Source organism: Spongiibacter taiwanensis (assembly GCF_023702635.1).
In the GTDB taxonomy this organism is placed as follows: domain Bacteria; phylum Pseudomonadota; class Gammaproteobacteria; order Pseudomonadales; family Spongiibacteraceae; genus Spongiibacter; species Spongiibacter taiwanensis.
Window position 1 is genome coordinate 1,583,687 of sequence record NZ_CP098455.1, and the last position, 20,668, is coordinate 1,604,354.

Sequence of the window (20,668 nt, forward strand, 5' to 3'; positions counted from 1 at the left end):
GATGGCTAAAGTAAAATTGATGGACATCGCCATTGCTCGCAGCGGCGACAAGGGCGACGGCAGCAACGTCGGCGTGAAGGCAAAAACCCCCGCCATTTACGAATTCCTGAAAGCCAACCTGACCACTGAGGTCGTCAAAGAGCACTTCAAGGAAATCTGTTTTGGCGAGGTCACCCGCTACGAGCTGGACAACCTCAACGTACTGAACTTCATCCTGGAAGACTCCCTGGGCGGTGGCGGCACCGAGACCCTGATTATGGATGCCCAGGGCAAGGTTCACAGTCTGGCCATGTTGTACCTGGAGATGGACGTTCCCGACGAGCTGCTGGCCTAAAAAGCTAAGCAGTAAGTCAGCAAGCTGTTAACCACGGCTTGTTCTAAAGGCCGGCAATCCCGGCCTTTTTTAATTCTCCAACCAGCACAACTCGTTACCCCTTCCCGGCGTGAGCTCCAACGCTTCGGGAGAGGGCTGGAATCAGGGGAAAAGACCGCCCAGAATCCCCCATGCCATTAACCAAGAGACGCCCAAGCATGACAGGAATCCTCGACAGCCTCCGCCACACCGCCAAGACCCAAGCCCGCCGAATTTTGCTGCCCGAGCACTACGACGAGCGGGTGATTGCCGCCGCCACCGCATTGGCCGAGCGCCAGCTGGCGGTGCCTGTCTTGATCGACCTGCCCGACGAGATCAACGAAGCCCCTGCCGGTGTTGAAGTCTTCCGCCAGCGTAGCGACGCCGCCGAGTGGACTAACAAAGCCATCGCGGCCTTTACCGAAGCCCGCGCCGCCAAGGGCATGACTGCAGAAAAAGCCACCGAGCAGTTGAAAAACCCCGTACTGCTGGCGGCAGTACTGCTCAAATTAGGCTTTGCCGACGGCGGCGTCGCCGGCTCCACCGCCACCACCGCTGATGTATTGCGCGCTGGAATTCAGGGCCTTGGTTTGGCCCAGGGCGCCAAGCAAGTCTCCAGCTTCTTCCTGATGGAACTTACCGATGGCCGGGTATTGACCTATGGCGACTGCGGCGTCATCCCCGACCCCGACAGCGCCGCATTGGCGGAAATCGCCGTGGCCAGCGCCGCCAGCCACCAACGCCTCACCGGCGAAGAAGCCAAGGTCGCCATGCTGAGCTTCTCCACCAAAGGCAGTGCCGAGCACCCCCGAGTCGACAAAGTCCGCGCCGCACTGGACCTGGCCAAACAGGCCGCGCCAGCGCTGGCCATCGACGGCGAACTGCAGTTTGACGCCGCTTTTGTGCCCGCCATTGGTGAGAAAAAAGCACCGGGCTCCGCCGTTGCCGGCCATGCCAATGTCTTTATCTTCCCCGACCTGGATTCGGGCAATATCGGCTACAAAATTACCCAGCGTATCGGTGGCGCAAAAGCCCTGGGGCCGTTGCTGCAAGGCCTGGCAAAACCGTGGATGGATTTGTCCCGGGGGTGTAGTGCTGAGGATATTGTGGATGTGGCGGTGATTGCGGGGGTGCTGGGGTAAGAGAGCGGGCAGTCAATCAGGAGACACCCCATTTCCCCAGGCGCGAGATTACTTCTGGTTAGTTTGAACAAGATCACATCTGACGCGCAGTCCAACTGAAACCCTCGGCAGAGATAAAAACCTAACCGTTTTTAATCTCTGCAAGAGGGCCGTAATGGCTACCAAGCTGGCAAAATCGCTAAGAAAGCGCATCAACCTACTCACCTTCTTCGCACACCGGCGCTTGTACGGCTTTGATGTACCAGAGCAACCTCATTTTGATCCGGATAGCACCGCTTACTTTGTCGCGGCGCTGGATCGCTGCCAACGATACCTGGAGTACGGCTCCGGTGGCTCAACGGTGTTAGCGGCCGAAAAAGGGAAGCCAATGACGTCAGTGGACTCTGACCCCATCTTTCTGGACTCAGTGGTCAGCAAAATCCGCGACCGCGGGTGCCTGTCGCCCGATACCCAGCAGTTCCTGCACGCAGACATTGGCTTGACCAAAGAATGGGGAAAGCCCCTGTTCACTCAGCACTCACGCAAGCGTTTGAATCGTTGGCGAGCTTACAGCGAGGCACCTTGGCGACAGACCACAGCGCACAACCCAGACCTGGTGTTGGTCGACGGGCGCTTCCGGGTGGCTAGCGCGCTATGCGCTATCAAACACCTCAGTGGACACCGAAAATCTTGGGAGCTGCTGGTGGATGACTACGAATATCACGGCAAATACCGCTACCAGGCAATCGAAAAATTTGCCCGGCTTTCCGGCATGGTCGGCAGGATGGCAGTCTTTGTAGAACGCCCAGACATCGATCGGGCGGCGCTGGAGAGCGCAATCAACCACTTCCAACGCGACCCGACTTAAAAAAGAGAACAGCCTGCGCTGGCTAGCGATCCAGCTGGAAAATGCGCAAATCGTTTGCAGGGCCGTAGTTCGTGACAGCGACTTTCCCGTCAGGGCTGACATCTAAGCCATGCGGCATATCAAAGCCGGTAAACCGACGCAGCAAGGTCAATGCGTTCTGGGCGGGATCATAAAAGAATTCGTCGACGCAGCTATCGTGCTGGTTAGCGGCATAGATCGCGCCCTTGTACGGCTTGATCGCATCCAAGTGTCCCGGGAAATACTCTGTCAGCACAAGCTCTGGCGACTCAGAATGCAGGTCCTTCGGCAGACGGTAAACAAACATCGTAACGTAGATATTGCGCTCATTGGGTTTGTCCACGGTAATGTGGTCTGTGCGCGCGGCCTGCACCGCGTAGTGCTGACCATCGATTTCCAGAAAGGCCACATCCTGACCTTGCTCTGGCAATTTCAGCGAATGAACAGGGTCACCGTTCAATTTTACGATTTCAGCCCCTTTATCCCGCGCATCGCAGTAGGATACCCACAGCAGGTCATCATATCCCGGTACAAAGATGGCGCCGTGGATTTTCCGGCGACCGGTCAGTTTCTTCCCTTTGGCCCTGCGCACCATGGTGCTGAGCCAACCGCGTTTGTTTTCTATCAACGAGGGGGGCTCAATGGTGTGAGAGAACGCTAACTTATCGACCCCGACATCATAGAACGCCACTTCGCCGGTATAAAAATTGGTCATGACCATGGTATCGCCGCGAATATCCATCAGGTCTGTTTCAGTAGGGAGGCCCTGACCGCTCGGTGTGGGAATGCAGTCAACAATGGGATCAGCGGAGAAAGGCTTTACCCGGTATACGGCTTTGGCAGCAAAGTCACCCGCAAACAGCGTTTCCTGATCGTACCAGCGCACCGAGGTCAGCCCGGAGTTTCGCCGCAGAGACCTAACATACGCATAGTGGGGCTCTGGCACCGGAAAGGGGATTGGCTCCCCCAGCAGATCAACCTTGACGGTCTCAACACTGGAAAAATCCATCTTTTTTGCTGTCGCAGACATGACAAGCCTTCCATTTAAAAAGCGGCAATCGGGGAGCCTCGATATTAGAGCAAGACAAAGGTGGGGAGCAATAACGGAAACACTTACGGGCAATGCCGGTTCCACACCGCTCCGCAGGCGGCGCTATTTACTGACCATCTACGGTGGAATAGCTGTCTATGCGCCCACCCAGGCAACCCACAACCACCCCCATGTCGCGGGCCGCTTTGAGAGTGGCCTTGTTGCGCAGCAGCGGCTGCCAGATAACGACCCAGGCTAGCGCCACCAAACCATGCCCCAATACTTTCACTATCGACGACAGAAAAAGGCCGTGTACCCCTCGTCCCTGTTGCTGCCGACGCCCCGCCAGCGTAATCCCGACCCGGTATTTGCGCCGCCACAGCCAACCTAGGCTGACACGTCCAGGGGGAATCAGCTCATGTACCAGAGCCTCGGCGCATTTTAGAATCACCACCCCTTTGGCCGCGGCAGCCAAAAAAAACAAGGTATCTGTGCCGCCGGCCAAGGGTTGGCTTTCATCAAAGCGCATCCCGATATCCCGAGTCACAAACGACGGGATCATGACGTTGTTTGTTGCGCAAGTTTCCAGGCGAGTCCCTGTTCTTCGCTCTTTCATGACAAACAGTTTAGCGAGGTGCTCAGGCACATCCGCAGGCACCTCGGGACAAACTGCTCCGGAAATGACCTTGTCGCCACCCACTTCCATTGCATAAGCGTACAGATTGAGTAGCCAGTCAACTTCGACCCACTCGTCGTCGTCAATAAATACCAAATAATCGGCATTCAGCGCATGGGCTTTTTCAACTGCCGTATTTCGGGCGACAGGGATGCCCCGCTTAGGCTGATGAACATAGTAGATTGCAAAATGGCAGCCATCGGCAAACTCGGCAATCAGATCGCGAGCCGAGCCCTCTACGTCGTTATCGATTACCGACAAACAGACCTCAACCCCTTCCGGTAGCGACATCTCAACCAGGCTCGCCAGACAAATCCGCAACAACTTCAGACGCTGGCAAGTGCACACAGCGATATTTATTAGAGGCTTTTTCATGTTTCCAACGGGGTTATTCAGTTCGTTTCACCGGCAAGCGAAGCGACCAAGAAATGAGTGATAAGGGATTGTAACCGCAACGCGCCGCCTTGGTAATCCGCTGACTTCGCACACGGACTACGCGAAAACCAGAAACCTTAGCGCATACCCGAGCGGATCAGCTGATCAAGCCCCTGCCGCCAGTTCCGCGGCACAGGGCCAAAACAGTCTTCAAATTTGGCAACGCCAAGACGCGAGTTCAGTGGCCTGGGAGCAGCCGCCTGCCACTGATTTGAGGTAATGGGTCGAATCTCGGTTTGACCCAGGAGCATTCCTTGCTGAAACGCAGCATCACAAATTTCCCCGGCGAACTGGTAGCGGCTGACATGGCCATCCCCGGCAAAATGAAAGACGCCATACGTAACCTGCCCCATGGATTGGGCATCACACAGCGCGAGGCAGGCTGCAGCCAGGTCAGGCCCAAAGGTTGGGCACCCAATTTGATCATCTACTACTTGCAGCACGCCCTTTTCGCGGGCCAATTGCAGCACGGTGGCAACGAAATTCTGCCCGTATTTACTGAACAACCACGAGGTTCGCAAAATGACGTGCCGTTCGCAGCGTCGCCGAACCTCCTCCTCGCCACGGAGCTTGGTAAACCCATAAACATTGATAGGTCCGGTAGCATCATCTTCGTAATACGGGGCAGCCTTGGCGCCGTCGTAGACATAATCTGATGACGGTTGAATCATCAACGCACCACATAACTGGCTGGCCGCCGCAAGATTTGCCGCACCTTGTATATTGATCAGGGCGGCCATTTCTGGCTCAGCTTGCGCTTTATCTACCTGCGTGAAGGCCGCAGCATTGATAACAACATCTGGCTCCAATCGCGATACCGCCCTCGCCACCGCCGTTCCGTCGGCAACGTTCAAAGCTGATCGATCCAGGGCGATCAGCTGATGGCGATTTGGATCAATGGCATCCTGAATACAACGGCCCAACTGACCGCCTGCGCCGGCGAGCAGAATTCTCACAATACCCCCTCGTTGCAAAACCATTCAAACCCGGGAGCGGCAGCATCTTTGTCAGACAGGATCGGTATCACGCCCGAGGGTAAAGGCCAAGCAATCTGCAGCACTGGATCATCCCAAGCTATGCTCGCCTCATCTTCAGGGGCGTAGTAGGCAGTGCATTTGTACTCCACCTCGGCAACATCGCTGAGCACCAAAAATCCGTGTGCAAACCCTGGTGGCACCCAAAGCTGACGATGGCTCGCCGATGAAAGCGTTACGCCAAACCATTGCGCAAAGCTAGGCGACCCCTGCCGAATATCGACCGCCACATCAAATATTTCGCCACGAGTAACTCGCACCAGCTTTCCCTGAGGCTGGCGGCGCTGGAAATGCAGCCCCCGCAAAACGCCACGAACTGAAACAGAAAAATTGTGTTGCACAAAGGGCAGGTCAATACCGGCCTCCTGGGAGAAACGCTGAGCGTGATACGACTCAAGAAACAGCCCGCGCCGGTCGCTGTGTACGTTGGGCTCGATCACAACACAGTTACTCAACGAAGTAGGGATCACGTTCATCATCTATTGCCAATAAGTTCACTTACGTCGCCTAGGACTCGATACTGCCGCCGCGCTGCCGCCATTCGGGGTGGTCGAGATACCACTGAACGGTTTTGTGTAACCCCTCGCTAAAACGCTCCCGAGGACGCCACCCTAAAGTGGCCTCAAGCTTGCTCGGATCAACGGCGTACCGAGCATCATGACCGGGACGGTCCGATACGAACCGAATTAACTGGGCGTACCCTGCTCCTGACACGCGGGAATGCCGATTGTTCGGCGCCAATAACTCCAGAAGCTCACAAACCGCCCGGACTACATCGATATTTCGTTGTTCGCAGCGCGCACCGATATTGTAGGTATGGCCAACTTCACCGCGACAGGCGACCTCCAGCAGGGCCCGTGCGTGATCCTCAACATACAACCAGTCTCGCATTTGGTTTCCGTCACCGTAAACAGGCAGTGGCCTACCGGCGAGCGCACAGGAAATCATCCTGGGTATCAACTTCTCCGGATATTGATACGGGCCGTAGTTGTTTGAGCACGCTGACAACACAACGGGCAAGCCGTAGGTGCGCGCCCAGGCTCTAACAAGGTGATCCGCGCCCGCTTTACTGGCGGCGTAGGGTGAGCTGGGGGCGTAAGCACAATCCTCGGTGGCGAGCCATTCCGGCCGCGCACCAAGGTCGCCATAGACCTCATCAGTGGACACATGATGAAAACGGAAGGCCTTTCTGCGATCAACCGACAGGCCCTGCCAATAAACGCGCACCGCCTCCAACAGGGTATAAGTGCCAACGAAGTTTGTTCGAATGAAGTAATCCGGCCCCTCAATCGAGCGATCCACATGAGTCTCTGCAGCGAGGTGCATCAGTACATCGGGGCGATAACGCTCAAGCAATTCGGCCATTCTTTTGCCGTCGCAAACATCAGCGCGCTCAAAGACATAGTGCGAACGCTGCAGGGCGATGGGGATAGCGTCGAGACTACCGGCATAGGTCAGGGCATCGACATTAACAACGCTGAAATCCGTTTCGGAAAGAATATGGCGAACGACCGCGCTCCCGATAAAACCGGCGCCACCGGTCACGAGAATTGTTTTCACCCCAGACATTAGTGTGCGCCGCCATCGAAGCGAAAGAAGTAGTCGTTACTCAATTTGCGCTTTTCGAATGACGGGCAGCAATGAATATTCGTCAAACACCGCCCGAATTTTCACATCATTGCCATCGCCTGTGCTTTTATTCCTGCGCTTCAGCGAAGTTTCCTGGCTGCCGATAATCGAGGGGTGATTAAGCATCCAATTGCCTCGCTGCTCGAATACGCGGCACTCCACCCCCTGTTTTAGACTCATCGCCTTTAACCAAACATCGTCAGCACCCGGCGCCAGCCGCAAGAAAGCGTCTTGATTAAAAATCTCCTCATCAAAACAGCCCGGGAAGTAAAGTACACCGCCAACGCCAGTGGGGAAAATCAGCAACGAGCTTTCCGCCGCTTTGCTGGATCGCCACCATTTTTTGTAGGGCAGCAACGCCCCATGTTCATCCAATGCAATGCGGTGTGCCCGGCCGCAGTGAATCATCTCCGGCGCTTGCAGGTGGGCACTGTATAAGCGATCAACCATATCGATTGGATACAAAATATCATCATCGACAGTGATCAACAGCGCATCAGGGTATTTGCGCAGGGCATAGTAAAACTTGGTATAAGGGCCTAGATCCTTCTCTACAAACTCTATCTCCAAACCGCGCTGGCGCTGGGCTTTCAGCACAGCCGGCAGATTGCTTTCATTAAACTCCTCGGCAGATAAGCACAGTAAAATTCTGTCAGCCTTGTGGGACTGCTGAAACAGGCTCTCCACCGTCAGGTAGACGTCGTGAATACGCTTACCAAAACTCGTCAGCGAAACAATCAGTTCTCGAGGGGAGTTTGCCGCCACCCCCGGTTCCTGCCGATGTAGCGCATAGTCCTGATACTGGATTGTCAGCGCCATCGTTTTTTGCGCTATCGCAGCGCGGATCTCCTCGCGCGCGCGGCGCGCTCGACGGCGCGCCTGATAAGCCTTTAACATTCCCACTCAGGCACCTCAATCATTGTCCATTCGTTGTTGAGACGCGCACCTATCAGGGTCATACCCACTATCATTACCGCCACCCGGCCAGACTTACTTAACCGCAATACGCTGGTAAAACGCGTGGTAGGCATCGATGACAACCTGCTTACTATAGGTGCTCTGGTAAACCGACCTGGCGTTCTCAGCGAGTCGGTTTCTCGCCTTGTCGTTGGCCAACAGCCCGGCGATGGCAGCCGCCAATTGGTCAACATTATCGATCTCTGTTAGCAGGCCACTGTACTCGTCCTCAATGACTTCTCCCGGCCCCTGGGAGTTGGTCGCCACGATAGGACAGCCGTGACAGAAACTCTCCATCACAATCGAGCCGAGCCCCTCATGCCGGGAGGGGCAAACGAACAGATCAACGGAGCGCATCAGGGCCGTGACATCATTGCGCCAGCCGAGAAAGCGCACCCGGTCATCCAGGCCTAGCTCGTTGCACAGGCCTTTCAATGCCGCCTCCTCGGGGCCGCTACCGGCCAGCCACAGTACCGCATCGGGAATGGCTTTCAGCGCACGCAACAGGGTGTCGAAGCCCTTATTCTGGTGCAGGCGCCCGGCGGCGAGAATCAGTGGCACGCCGTCTGGGGTATTAAAACTCTCCCGTGGCAGCGGCGTGACCGGGGTTTCATCGGCAAAATTGGGGATATGAACGACCTTATCGGCTGGCATACCGCCATCAATCAAATGCTGGCAAATGCCTTTGCTAATGCCAACCCAGTAATCTGCCTGGCGATAGTATTTGAGGTTGTAGTAGTGCCCCAGCCGGTTCACCAAAACGTAATCCCCGCTCGGGGTGGCCGCACTGGCCCGGCCCATCCAGGTCATCACGATATCAGGGTTAAACGCCTTTAGGCGGCGCAGGTATACCCAGCGATCGTAAAAATCGAACTTACCACCAAAACGAAAGCCCTCAGCGTCAACGCCTTGGCGACGAAGAGCATCCAGGCGGTGCTGATGACGGCGTAAGAACGCCCTGACAGTCATCGCATTCTGCTCTGCCAATCCAGTGGTTAAGCGAACAAAGAAATTTTCGGCGCCACCCTGCTCGGCACCGGCCAACACCTGGGCCACGCGAATAGGCGCATTGCCGGAACGTTCAGTCATTTAGGCGCTCTCCCGCCTGCTCTCCCAAGCCATCGTGGAACAACAGGCCATGGTAACCGGGAAATGTCTCATTGCCGCGCGTCGCTAACATGTCTTCAATTCGCTGATGAAAATTACTGAGCTTGCGCTCGGTTTTATTTTGTCGCCAGCGCTCAGGCTGCCATGCCAAGGGAATGATATCTGCGCTTCCCAAGCCATCAATGACGACCAACCGCCGAATAATTTCCTGCTCTGCGCGCCACTCACGCTGAACCACCACATTGTGAACCAGCAAATCCCGCGAGGGCACCCGGTAATGCCGCCAATGCTGGCAAAGCTCCGCAACCGCCGCCTGGAGCGTCTCCGGGTAGCCAAAATCCCAAAGATATTGTTTTAACGTGATGGAAATACGCCCATCACTATCGCGGATTAATTCCGACGTTAGCCCTTTTCCCATATCACTGTCTTCGAAACCGAAACAGCGACTGATATGGTTGAACATGCCGTCGTCGTAATCTTGTTGAAATTGCTGCATAACCCGGAATTCGTCCAGGTTATCGTCAAAGCTCGACAGGGGTTTGAGGTTTTTGGGAAAGCCTTTTTTGCGCCGCCGATCTTCGAGGGTAAAGTCCGGACGCCGGACCTTGATACAGCGATCTGGGAATTCCGGATGCACATAGCACAGGCGGTTTCCGCCCTGGGCAAAAGGTTTTAATGGTTTGAGCTCCAGGCTCATCGCTGGCTGCCATCCAGGTGAATGTCCCGCGCCCAGACATAGTCATGACTGAAAGCCTGCAGGGTCGACGCCTCAAGAATGTATTGCGCGTACAGCTTGGAATTGATTTCGCGGTGGAAAAAATCGCGTGTTCGCGCCGCCCATTGCCGACGCTTGGCATCATCCCCGTGAAACTCGCGAATTTTTGCCAGCAGGTCCGCCTCATCGTCAAAGTAAACGGCGGACTCAGGGGGTAGCAGCTCGTCGAATTTGGGGCCGCTATGGGTGAATTGCAAAATACCGTTGCCGGCCAGCTGAGCCATGCGGGCCGATGAATACCAGTAATCCCCCTCCTGACGATTCAAGTTCAAGCCCATTTTGCTGTCGGCCAAGGCGCGATCATAGTCGCGCCCCCACACCGGCGCTTCACCAAAACTACCGTAGGTCTTGAAGTTCATTTCGCCGCTTACCGCTTGTTTGATCCGCCCTACCATTTCAAGGCGCTTGGTCAAGTTGGTGCTGTTGCTGCAGAACAGCAGATCAATGGGCAGATCCTCGCGCTGGGAGTTATCGAGATTCTCCACCGAGGCTTCCACTGGGTTGGGCATATGGTAAACCCGTGCCCCGATACCCTCGAACTGGCGCAACTCCCGCCGCCCGGTCGAAACGAAAATCGCATCCGTCACCGCGGCCCTGGATTTGATCCGCTCCACATTGCTCGGCACAAACAACGGGTCATTGTTACAGTGGGCGATAAAACAGTGGGGATTACGTTTTTTGATTTCCTGCAGCGTGGCGTTGCTGATCATGTCACAGTGGCCGGCAATCACCAGCTCAGGTTCCATCGCTTCGACCATTTCCAGCAGCCGCTTGTTCGCCTTGCTTACACCAAGATCGCGTATTCCCAGCGGCGCCTCAAAGGCAGCAACATCCCGGTCGCTGAATGTCTGCAAATAATGGTCGTTTTTGATCAGCCCAAAACTCAGCTTTTGGGCCCAGCTGACCCGCGTGGCGCCGTAGCGACGCAATTGCTGGTAGGCAATATGTAACACTCTCATTGTTATCGCTTTCTCATCATTTTGTGACAGCGCCGGACAATGCCGGTCACTATAGCATCGGCGTCCAAACCGCTACAGCGCCGATTTATCCAGCAAATTCCGATAAATCTTAAGCGTCGCCGACACCTGGTGCTGCAGGTAATATTCCTCCGGCAGGCTGATGTGGCGGCGATGATCAATGAGTGACGCCACCCGCTCAGCAAAGGCGCCGACATCATCTGCCTTTACCAACCCTTCGGGAAACGCCTCATTGAGCGACTCTGCGGCCCCGCCCCGGTCATAAGCCACCACCGGTGTGCCCGCCGCCAGGGATTCGGGTACGGTGCGTCCGAAGGGCTCAGCCTTGCTGGACATATGGCAGGTGATCGCTGCCAGGCCATAGAAAGCAGCAATGTCATTGCGATGGCCAACAAAGGTCACTTTGTCATGCAGCCCCAGCGCGTCACGCTGAGCCAATAGCTCTTGCAAATAATGCTGCTTTCCGGGTTCCGCATCACCCACTACCACGCCATGGCAGTCGCCGCGGCGCTGGGTCAGCGTGGCCATCATTTGCAGAAAGGCCTCCTGGCCTTTCCAACGAGACAGGCGGCCCGGCATTAAAATCAATTGCTTGCCTTGCAACTGAGGATATTGCTCATACAAGGCCTCACACCACGCTGGCGTACAGGCATCAGCATGAAACGCGTTTGGGTCGAGCCCTCGTGGCACCAGCGTAATTCGGTCAGCCGCTTGCGGATAGTTTTCGCGAATATAACCCTCAACGCAGTGCGAAATGGCAATGCAGTGTTCCGCCTTGGCCATAATCGCGCTGTAAACATTGACCGAGTACATACCGTGAAAGGTACTGACCAGCCGCGGTCTGGTGGCCACAGGCATTTTCCGCCAGGCCAGCCAGGCAATCCAGGCCGGCACCCGGGAGCGCACATGGACAATATCGGGGGCCAACTCAGTTAACAGGCGGCGCATTGGCCGCACCTGCCACAGTGACCACAAGGATTTGCGATGTACCGGCATGTCAATGTGCCGACTGCCCTCACTCTCAATGGTCTTCGCCAGTCGACCGCCCGAGGAAATGACAATCGACTCATGCCCCAGCCTGGCGAGCTCTCGGGCAAACTCCACGGTGCCACGCTCTACGCCACCGGCATTCAGGGCGGGCAAAATCTGCACCACTCTGAGTGGGCGCCCACCTTCGGCGGCAATATCTATGTCAGCCACTTCATTCTGCTCCTCACAGGCGAGCCAGTATCCAGTCTGCCGCACGGTCCGCTTCCCACAATCGCAGCCCCGGCTCCGGCAACAGTGTGTTGGGCCCCTGCCAGCTGGGCGCAAGCCCCGCATTGACCACCCCCGCCATGCTCCGGCACACCCGCGAATCCCGCAGCGGCGGCAAATCAATCAAGCCTGTCGATGCGCCCGACGTGATGGCCTCAAACACCATCGAAACGCTGTCGCAACTCACCCAAACCCGCCCCACTTCAGCCAACTGGCCCTGCAACCAACCCGGCCCGGTGTTTCGGTAGGGAGTGATATCGACGTTGCCCAGGCCACGCTCCAGCAACATCTTTTGCAGCAACGGCAGGCAGCTCGTGGGAGTGCGTGGCGAATCGCTAAGTCGCCAGGTGATATCCGGGCTGGCCTCGGCAATATCGACAACCTGCTCAACAACAGCCAGGTCGTCCCAGGCAAAATGCCGGTTGATTCCGCCCAGCAACATCAGCCCACTCGAGGCATCGCGCCCTTCAACCCGGGGGACGATATTATTCATCACCCCCTTGGTCACAAGAATGCCGTCTCTCAAGGGGGGATTATCGTGGGCGGGAATACAGGCACCGGAAAACAGCCGCAGCGGCAGACTGGGCTTCATCAGTACCACGGTCTTTGCCCCCGTTTGCCAGCCCGCCCAAAGCATCGGCAAGTGGCAGCGACGCCCCGCCCCCAGAATCAGGTCTGGCATCGCCTGCGCGCCGAGGGCGCGCTGCAGCCACATCTTGCCTCGGTAGCGAAACCGCTGCTCCGCCAAATTGAAATAGCAGACATGGGTATCCGCTTTCGACGCCAGCCGCTCAACCAGGCCCCTGAGCTGATTCAGATGCCCCAGCCGACCATCGGTAAACACCCACACCTGCAGTGCCATGATCAGTAGACCCCCCGCTCGCCCTTGGGCCGCGTTTTGAAGCGCCGATGCACCCACATATATTGCTCAGGTGCCGGCAGAATTGCCTCCTCGAGCAAGGCATTGATCCGCCGGGCATCCGCCGCCGGATCATCACTGGGAAAATCCTCAAGCTCGCGAAAGGACACCTCGAAGCGTCGACCGCTATCACAGCGCCGAAACGTCGGAAAGATCACTCTGGCCCGACCGCCCTTGGCCAGGGTGCTTGTCCCCAGGGTGGTGGCCGCCGTCACGCCAAAAAAATCGACAAAGGCGGCCGATTTGCGGCCGTAATCCTGATCTGGCAGATAGAAAAGACGGTGCCCATCGCGCAACCGGCGCAGCGCCCGCTTCATATCCCGACGATGGATCGGCTCGCCAAACCGCCCCCGGGAGCGGCTCCACACCCACTCCAGCACCGGATTTTTATGCACGCGGTAAAAAGAGTCCGCTGGGAAACGCAGCCCGACCAGCAAGCCGCACATATCCAGGCAAGTGAAGTGGCTGCCGACCACCAAAATACCCCGGCCGTCCTCGCCAATCTCCATTAGGTGTTCGTTTTTCAGGTCCAGCTGCACACCGAGTTTGTCCGGCGGCAGAAACCAGATCCGCAGGGTCTCCAACAGGCCGATGCCCTGATCCCGCATGGTTTTGGCAACCAGACGCCGGTGGTCTGCCGCGCTCAGAGATGGGAAGCACAGGCGCAAGTTGACCTCGCAAATGTGCCTGCGGCGGCGGGCCAAGAGGTGAAAGCCCCGCCCCATGGCCTCACCCAAGTGATGGCAAACCGGCTGCGGCAGACGTGAAATCAGCCACATCGCCAGCACCGCCAACCAAGTCGGCCAATGTTTAGGAGCGTAAAGGTGTCGCGGAATTGTCATGAGAGCGCAATAAGATAGCAGCGTTTTGTGTTCTAAAACCGAGCCGCATTGTACACTGAATGCACGCAAGCTCTCCGCCAGAGACCGCATTTTTATCATGATGAATAAGCCCGGCCGCTCAGGCCTATCACGACTCATCGCCGCCAGCACTTATTCCTGGAGGGGGCTGCGAGCCGCCTGGCGCTATGAAGAGGCCTTTCGCCAGGAGGCGACCTTCGCCCTCATCCTGCTGCCTGCCGCTTTCTGGCTCGGCGAAGACGCGACTCAGCGTGGTCTGCTCATCTTCAGCGTGGCCCTGCTGGTGGTTGTCGAGCTGATCAACTCCGCTATCGAGGCCGCCATCGACCGCATTGGTAGCGAGCGCCATCCGCTCTCAGGCCAGGCAAAAGACATTGGCTCGGCGGCGGTTATGGTGAGCCTGCTGCTGTGCCTGGTGGTCTGGGGCCTGGTCATTTTCGAAAGATTGACCCAGTAGGCGGCCCCATCGCCAGAAAACCGGACTTTTCCCCCGAACAGTCTTGACATCATCCCGGCAAAGCTGAATAATCCCCGCCCTAAATTTCAGAGCCAGTTTTCGAGGAGTAAGAAGCGTGGCGAATTCCCCCCAAGCAAAGAAGCGCGCACGTCAGGCGGAAAAAAGTCGCACGCACAACGCCAGCCTGCGCTCCATGGTTCGCACCTACCTGAAGAAGGTAGTTGCTGCAATTGAGTCCGGCGACCAGGAAGCGGCAAAGGCGGCATATGGCGCAGCCATTCCCGTACTTGACCGCATGGCAGACAAGGGCATCTTTCACAAGAACAAGGCTGCTCGGCACAAGAGCCGCCTGAATGCCCGCATCAAGGCCATGGCCGCGTAAGCGATCAGCCTGATGTAAAAAAACCCGCTTAGGCGGGTTTTTTTTCGTCCCTACGACACAAATATAGTCACAACCACGGATACATTCCCACCCCACCCTCTTGCTTAATGCATAGTTGGCCACCAAAAGGCGCCACGACCGACGCACAGCGTCAAGACACAAGTGGGTGAACACATGACCGACAAGCCTCGCCTTTCTCGCCGCTCGCTTTTGAAGGCCTCTGCCGCGGCAGCGACCCATGTCGCCTTAAGCATCAATGCGCCCTTTGTGCGCGCGAACAAACGACCAACCCTCCGCGTGCTCGGCACCCACGTGACCCTGCAGGAGGAAATTCGTCAGCGGGCACAACGAGAGCTGGATATCGACATCATCTTTACACCCGGCGGCAGCTCAGAAGTCTTACAGAAAGCATCCGCAGCACCCGAGTCATTTGACCTCTACGAACAATGGTCCGACAGCATCAATGTGCTGTGGCGGGCCGAGGCGATCCAGGGAATCGACACCGACCGGCTCGATTACTGGAATGAAATCAATAATCTAAGTAAAACCGGCTACATTACACCCAACGCAAAAATCGGCGCCGGAGACGCGCCGCATACCCTGCTCTACCTGCAGGCTGATGGCACCCTGGGAGCGAACCCGGGCCCGCAAATCAGCTTCCTTCCCTATGTGCACAACACGGATTCATTTGGTTATGACACGCGCCACATCGCCAGAGGCACCCCCTATCAATCAGAGAGCTGGGGCTGGCTACTCGACGATGCCTACCGCGGGCGGGTAGCGCTGGTCAACGCGCCCACGATCGGCATCTTCGATGCCGCACTGGCGGCCCAGGCAAAAGGGCTGATGCAATTTAACGATATTGGCAATATGAGTCGGGCTGAAATAGATCAGCTGTTCAATATTCTGATCGAGCTGAAACAAAAAGGGCATTTTTGCGGCCTGTGGAACTCGGTACCGGAATCGGTCAAGTTTTTTTCGGAGGGGCGCGCCGTCATCTCCAGCATGTTCTCCCCGGCGGTTTCTGCGCTAAACGGGCAAAACCTTCCCGTCATTTATGCCGCGCCCCGGGAGGGGTACCGAGCATGGCATGGGGTCATGTGCCTGTCCGCCAATGCCGAGGGGCATACCAAAGATGCCGCCTACAAGTTCATGAATTGGTGGCTATCTGGCTGGCCAGGCGCCTTCATTGCGCGACAGGGCTACTACATCTCCAACCCCCAGCGCGCCCGCCTTCACCTGTCCCCCGACGAGTGGCGCTATTGGTATGCCGGTGAGGAAACCTCAACCAACTTGCTTAACACCAAGGGCAACGTCGCAGTGAGAGCTGGCGCGGTACGCAGCGGCGGCTCGTACGAAAATCGCTTCAGCAATGTTGCAGTCTGGAACACAGTGATGGACAACTACGAATACAGCCTCCCTCGCTGGCACGAATTCCTGCTCTCTTAACCAGGGCCGCGTCACACAGCATTCACAACACACCCTTGTCGACACAAACCGCGGAGGCGAAACGGCAATGTTCAGGCTCTTAGCCAACCTTCCGATCAGAAGCCAAATACTTCTCGGCTTTTCGCCCGTATTTATTACTCTCATTCTCTTGAGCGCCCTGAGCGCAGTCGGCGTCAAACAGCTACAGGACCAGCTCGACACACTCAAGCAAGCAAACGCACAGCGCCTGGACTTTCTCGAAATCAATCGCAATATCCTCGAGCTACAACGCCTTGCACTGGTTTACTCCTCGGTCGGCTACAGTGGTGTTCTCCACAAAATTCAACGCCTGGAGCAGCAAATCAGCAATGAGCTACAGCTGGCCTCGGACCTGACAGCAGGCAGTGAGCTGATCGCCGAGCGCCTGGCGAGCATGACCGCCGCCTACAATGAATATACCCAGCTCTTTCGTCAGTCTGTCGATACCCAGAAGAAACTGAAATCGACCCTGGAAACCGACATTGAAACGCTACACAACGCGGCAGTTAGCTCTCTGGTGGCATTGAGCGAACAGGTGAGCACATCGAATCAGGGCGCCCTGCTCAGCAGCCTACACGCCATGCAACTGGATTTACTTAAAATTTACGCGAACGCCAAAATCATCAGCACCTCCACCCACATTGCTGCCTTTGAGGACAGCCTCGGCCTGCTTCGCTCCGTGCAATCCAGGGTCGAGCGGCTTACCCGCACCGGGAACAGCACCAATGCCGGCGCAACGCTGGAGGCGCTTAGGCTCACCCTGGCAGGGTACAACGAGGCGCTACGGAAATTGCTAATCAACCGCAGCGCCTATTTGCAGCTGATCAATGTTGTGTTGGCCGGCAAAAATGTGCAGATCAATCAGCTCTCTGGCGAGCTGGACAACTTGGTGGAAGTCCACACCAACACCCTGAGGGACGATATTGCCGCCAAAATGAAAAAATCCGGTCAACTGCTCTACCTGTTTGCCGGCCTGGCGGTCATTGCCGGCCTGACCGGATCCATCTTTATTGCGAATGGCATCGCCAACCCCGTAAAAGCCATGACCAGAACGCTTTCCCGCCTGGCCGGGGGTGAAGCCAACATTAAAATTCCCGCCCAGCAACGGCGGGATGAGGTCGGCGATATGGCGAAGGCGGCCAACGAATTCAAACTGATGGCCCAAGACCTGGAGAATCAAACTGAAGAACTTGAGGAGTTTGCCTACCGGACCTCCCACGATCTCCGCTCGCCCCTGGTTGCCTCGCTGAGTTTGCTGGACATCGTCGACCACAGCATCAGCCAGAACCAGCCCGAGCAAGCCAAGCAGGCGCTGAATTTTGCGAAAGACTCACTCACCAAGCTGGAAAAGCTTGTGCGCGATATCCTGGCATTGTCACGCGCCAAAAATGCCCCGGAAGCCCTCAGTGATATCGACCTTGGCACACTTGTCGACGACGCGCTGGCAAAGGTCGCACACATGGAAAACGCGCAACGGCTGCGCGTTACCAGCCAAATTTCCCCCGATATCGCCCTGCGGAGCCGCGCCAGCCGGATCACGCTAATCGTCGAAAACCTGATATCCAACGCCATAAAGTACCAAGACCTGGAGAAAAGCGACTCCTATTTAACGATCCGGGGGCAACAGCAAGGGGAGTGGATAACACTGGAGATAGAAGACAACGGCCTGGGCATCCCCAGCGAACATCGCCATCAAATGTTTTCTATGTTTAAACGCTTTCACCCCGAGGCCTCCTTTGGCAGCGGCCTCGGCTTGTACATGGTGAAAAAAAGTGCACACATCATTCACGCGGAGGTGGAGTACCAACCTCTGCAACAGGGCACGCTCTTCCGGCTAACACTGCCGGCAGAGCCACCCCACCAGGCATTAAAAGCCGCCTAGAGCACCACCAGATTATCCCGGTGAATCAGCTCTGGCTCACCTAAATACCCTAGCGCGTCGAGAATCTTATGGCTGGGAAGGCGTTGAATTTTGCGGGCTTCGGCGGCGCTGTAGTTGACCAACCCCCGCGCCACCTCGGCGCCGTTAGCATCCAGGCAGGCCACCAGGTCACCCCGGCGAAATTCTCCCGTCACCCCCGTTACCCCGACCGGCAGCAAACTGCGTCCCTTTTGCCGAAGAACCTGCACCGCGCCGTCATCTAATAGCAAAGCACCGCGCAACTGGAGCTGGCCCGCCAGCCACTTCTTGCGCGCGGCGATTGGAGGCTGCCGGGAGAGCAGCAAGGTACCCAGCAACTCGCCGGCAAACACTCGCTCTATCGCTCGCTCCTCTCGGCCTCCGGCAATCACCGTGTCCGCCCCGGAGCGCGACGCCAGCCGGGCGGCGCGCAGCTTGGTGAGCATGCCACCACGGCCAAGGCTGCCAGCACTTCCACCCACCATCGCATCGAGGGCGCGATCATCGACCTCGGCCTCAGCAATCAGCTCCGCATCAGGGTTTGCCCGGGGGTCGCTGGCGAAAAGGCCTCGCTGATCAGTCAGAATCAACAGCGCATCGGCGTCGATCAGGTTGGCCACGAGGGCAGCCAAGGTGTCGTTGTCGCCAAACCGAATTTCGTCGGTCACCACCGTGTCATTTTCGTTGACCACGGGGACCACCCCCAATTCCAGCAAAGTAAGCAGGGTATTACGCGCGTTGAGGTAGCGGTCCCGGGCGGAAATATCATCATGCCCCAACAGAATCTGGGCGGTTTGCAACCCATATCGACTGAAGCGGGTTTCGTAGGCGTGAACCAGCCCCATTTGCCCCACCGCCGCCGCGGCCTGCAGCTTGTGCAGGTCGTCGGGCCGCTGCTTCCAACCCAGCCGGGTCATGCCTTCAGCCACCGCACCCGAGGAGACCAAAACCACTTCGCGCCCCTGCTGCCTGAGCAAGGCCAACTGGGCGACCCAATCGTCAAGATTGTCGGCAGCCAGACCGCGGCCATCATTGGTCAGCAAAGCCGACCCGATTTTGACCACCACCCGACGGGCATTTCGCAACAACAGCCTATTTTCAGACACTGGCAGATACCCTAGGGCTGATAAATCACCTCGACATCGCCGTCGTCATCGTCGTCGAAGTCGTCATCGTCATCCTCGCCACCGCGCCGCGCCGCGCGACGGGCGTCGCTGAGGGCCTGTATGCGGTCTCTGGCTTCAGCCTGCATGGCGTCCTGAACCTGGCGCTCGGCTTCTGCCGCATCCGGATCCTCCTGCAGCCGTTCCGCCTGTGCCTCCACGTACTGCAGGATATCCCGGCATAACGCATCGGTATTTTGCTGCTGCAATGCTGATACCCGATAGACCGGCCCCGTCCAGCCAAGCGCATCCACGATTGCCTGACAGCGCGCTTCGCGCTCGTCTTCAGGCAGCAAGTCGGTCTTATTCAACACTAACCAACGATCCCGGCCGGCCAGCGTGGGGCTAAATCGCGCCAGCTCCTTGGCAATAATGGCGACCGCATCGGCCGGCGAACTGTCATCAAAGGGCGCCACATCAACCAGGTGGAGCAACAGACGGGTGCGGGTCAAATGCTTGAGGAACCGGATACCCAAACCCGCGCCCTCAGCGGCGCCCTCGACCAACCCCGGAATATCAGCAATCACGAATCCGCGATGGGGCTGCACCCGCACCACACCGAGGTTAGGCACCAGGGTGGTAAAGGGGTAGTCAGCTACCTTGGGCTTGGCGGCGGAGACAGCACGAATAAAAGTAGACTTGCCGGCGTTGGGCATGCCCAGCAAGCCGACATCCGCCAACACCTTAAGCTCGAGGCGCAGGGTCCGCGCCTCGCCATCACTGCCCCGGGTAAACTGACGCGGCGCGCGATTGGTGCTGGATTTGAACCGAGTATTGCCCAGGCCGTGAAAGCCGCCCTGGGCAACCTTCAAGGTATCGCCGATCGACACCAGATCACCCAGCACTTCGCCGGTATCTTCGTCCAACACGGTGGTTCCCACCGGGACATCCAGAATGAGATCCGCGCCACTTTTGCCGCGGCAATTGCTCCCCCGGCCCGGCTCGCCGGACTCGGCGTTGTAGCTGCGCACAAAGCGAAAATCCACTAGGGTATTGAGGGCATCATCGGCGCGCAGCAACACGCTGCCGCCATCACCGCCATCGCCACCATCGGGGCCGCCTTTGGGGATAAATTTTTCCCGCCGAAAACTGAGGCAGCCATTTCCGCCACGGCCCGCCGCGACCTTGATTACCGCCTCATCTACAAATTTCATGGTTCCCGCCGTTTCTTGATGCGTTCGATATTTGGAAGTGTATAACGTTACCGGGTGGATGTGGGGAGCTGCGGGGAGACGCTGGACGGGAGACGGGAGATGCAAAAGCGGGGGCGGCTTCGCCGCCCGA

At 57.3% G+C, this 20,668-nt stretch carries 21 protein-coding genes; 7 read left to right on the plus strand and 14 right to left on the minus strand.

The annotated features are described in order from the left end of the window. Position 1: 1 nt before the first annotated feature. The 3 genes from NCG89_RS07270 (at position 2) to NCG89_RS07280 (ending at position 2,341) form a co-directional block, all read left to right on the plus strand. Positions 2–334: an AtuA-related protein gene (locus NCG89_RS07270; RefSeq protein WP_251089098.1), complete on the plus strand. Its 333-nt coding sequence runs from the start codon at positions 2–4 to the stop codon at positions 332–334. A 197-nt stretch (positions 335–531) separates the two neighbouring features. Beyond that, positions 532–1,494, plus strand: coding sequence for a phosphate acetyltransferase (gene pta / locus NCG89_RS07275; RefSeq protein WP_251089099.1), 963 nt, complete (start codon positions 532–534; stop codon positions 1,492–1,494). Positions 1,495–1,648: 154 nt separating this feature from the next. Next, a complete protein-coding gene (locus NCG89_RS07280) occupies positions 1,649–2,341 on the plus strand; it encodes a hypothetical protein (RefSeq protein WP_251089100.1) in 693 nt (230 codons plus the stop codon). 22 nt (positions 2,342–2,363) lie between these two features. Here NCG89_RS07280 and NCG89_RS07285 read toward each other — a convergent pair whose 3' ends face one another. From NCG89_RS07285 to NCG89_RS07340, 12 genes are all read right to left on the minus strand, one after another. Beyond that, the gene (locus NCG89_RS07285; RefSeq protein ID WP_251089101.1) at positions 2,364–3,389 is read right to left on the minus strand and encodes a YncE family protein; all 1,026 of its coding nucleotides are present in this window, start codon (positions 3,387–3,389) and stop codon (positions 2,364–2,366) included. 127 nt (positions 3,390–3,516) lie between these two features. After that, positions 3,517–4,440, minus strand: coding sequence for a glycosyltransferase family 2 protein (locus NCG89_RS07290; protein ID WP_251089102.1), 924 nt, complete (start codon positions 4,438–4,440; stop codon positions 3,517–3,519). A gap of 137 nt (positions 4,441–4,577) precedes the next feature. After that, the gene (gene rfbD, locus NCG89_RS07295; RefSeq protein WP_251089103.1) at positions 4,578–5,456 is read right to left on the minus strand and encodes a dTDP-4-dehydrorhamnose reductase; all 879 of its coding nucleotides are present in this window, start codon (positions 5,454–5,456) and stop codon (positions 4,578–4,580) included. Further along, positions 5,453–6,010 carry a dTDP-4-dehydrorhamnose 3,5-epimerase gene (gene rfbC / locus NCG89_RS07300; RefSeq protein ID WP_251089358.1) on the minus strand — a complete coding sequence of 186 codons (558 nt, stop codon included), beginning with the start codon at positions 6,008–6,010 and terminating at the stop codon, positions 5,453–5,455. Before rfbC ends, rfbD begins: the two co-directional genes overlap by 4 nt. Positions 6,011–6,041: 31 nt before the next feature. Beyond that, the gene (gene rfbB / locus NCG89_RS07305; protein WP_349631930.1) at positions 6,042–7,103 is read right to left on the minus strand and encodes a dTDP-glucose 4,6-dehydratase; all 1,062 of its coding nucleotides are present in this window, start codon (positions 7,101–7,103) and stop codon (positions 6,042–6,044) included. 36 nt (positions 7,104–7,139) lie between these two features. Next, a complete protein-coding gene (locus tag NCG89_RS07310) occupies positions 7,140–7,982 on the minus strand; it encodes a glycosyltransferase family 2 protein (RefSeq protein ID WP_251089104.1) in 843 nt (280 codons plus the stop codon). 171 nt (positions 7,983–8,153) lie between these two features. Beyond that, positions 8,154–9,209 (minus strand): glycosyltransferase, encoded by a 1,056-nt coding sequence (locus NCG89_RS07315; RefSeq protein WP_251089105.1) that lies wholly within the window; start codon positions 9,207–9,209, stop codon positions 8,154–8,156. Beyond that, complete coding sequence (locus NCG89_RS07320) at positions 9,202–9,924, minus strand: YrbL family protein (RefSeq protein WP_251089106.1); 723 nt, start codon at positions 9,922–9,924, stop codon at positions 9,202–9,204. Before NCG89_RS07320 ends, NCG89_RS07315 begins: the two co-directional genes overlap by 8 nt. Beyond that, positions 9,921–10,961 carry a glycosyltransferase family protein gene (locus NCG89_RS07325; protein WP_251089107.1) on the minus strand — a complete coding sequence of 347 codons (1,041 nt, stop codon included), beginning with the start codon at positions 10,959–10,961 and terminating at the stop codon, positions 9,921–9,923. Before NCG89_RS07325 ends, NCG89_RS07320 begins: the two co-directional genes overlap by 4 nt. Before the next feature lie 72 nt (positions 10,962–11,033). After that, the gene (locus NCG89_RS07330) at positions 11,034–12,179 is read right to left on the minus strand and encodes a glycosyltransferase family 4 protein (protein ID WP_251089108.1); all 1,146 of its coding nucleotides are present in this window, start codon (positions 12,177–12,179) and stop codon (positions 11,034–11,036) included. A gap of 13 nt (positions 12,180–12,192) precedes the next feature. Beyond that, complete coding sequence (locus NCG89_RS07335; RefSeq protein ID WP_251089109.1) at positions 12,193–13,098, minus strand: mitochondrial fission ELM1 family protein; 906 nt, start codon at positions 13,096–13,098, stop codon at positions 12,193–12,195. Positions 13,099–13,100: 2 nt separating this feature from the next. Then, positions 13,101–13,934, minus strand: coding sequence for an LpxL/LpxP family acyltransferase (locus tag NCG89_RS07340; RefSeq protein ID WP_251089110.1), 834 nt, complete (start codon positions 13,932–13,934; stop codon positions 13,101–13,103). A gap of 160 nt (positions 13,935–14,094) precedes the next feature. Between NCG89_RS07340 and NCG89_RS07345 the strand changes: the two genes are divergently transcribed. From NCG89_RS07345 to NCG89_RS07360, 4 genes are all read left to right on the plus strand, one after another. Beyond that, entirely contained in the window at positions 14,095–14,472 is a 378-nt protein-coding gene (locus NCG89_RS07345) for a diacylglycerol kinase (protein WP_432757885.1), read from the plus strand. Positions 14,473–14,587: 115 nt separating this feature from the next. After that, entirely contained in the window at positions 14,588–14,854 is a 267-nt protein-coding gene (gene rpsT / locus NCG89_RS07350) for a 30S ribosomal protein S20 (protein WP_251089111.1), read from the plus strand. Positions 14,855–15,028: 174 nt separating this feature from the next. Continuing rightward, a complete protein-coding gene (locus NCG89_RS07355; RefSeq protein WP_251089112.1) occupies positions 15,029–16,303 on the plus strand; it encodes an ABC transporter substrate-binding protein in 1,275 nt (424 codons plus the stop codon). Positions 16,304–16,370: 67 nt separating this feature from the next. Further along, positions 16,371–18,203, plus strand: coding sequence for a sensor histidine kinase (locus NCG89_RS07360; protein ID WP_251089113.1), 1,833 nt, complete (start codon positions 16,371–16,373; stop codon positions 18,201–18,203). Here NCG89_RS07360 and proB read toward each other — a convergent pair. Together proB and cgtA are read right to left on the minus strand one after the other, a co-directional pair. After that, positions 18,200–19,327, minus strand: a complete 1,128-nt coding sequence (gene proB / locus NCG89_RS07365) for a glutamate 5-kinase (RefSeq protein ID WP_251089114.1) — start codon at positions 19,325–19,327, stop codon at positions 18,200–18,202. The genes NCG89_RS07360 and proB overlap by 4 nt on opposite strands. Before the next feature lie 11 nt (positions 19,328–19,338). Continuing rightward, complete coding sequence (gene cgtA, locus NCG89_RS07370; RefSeq protein ID WP_251089115.1) at positions 19,339–20,538, minus strand: Obg family GTPase CgtA; 1,200 nt, start codon at positions 20,536–20,538, stop codon at positions 19,339–19,341. Between the last annotated feature and the right edge of the window lie 130 nt (positions 20,539–20,668).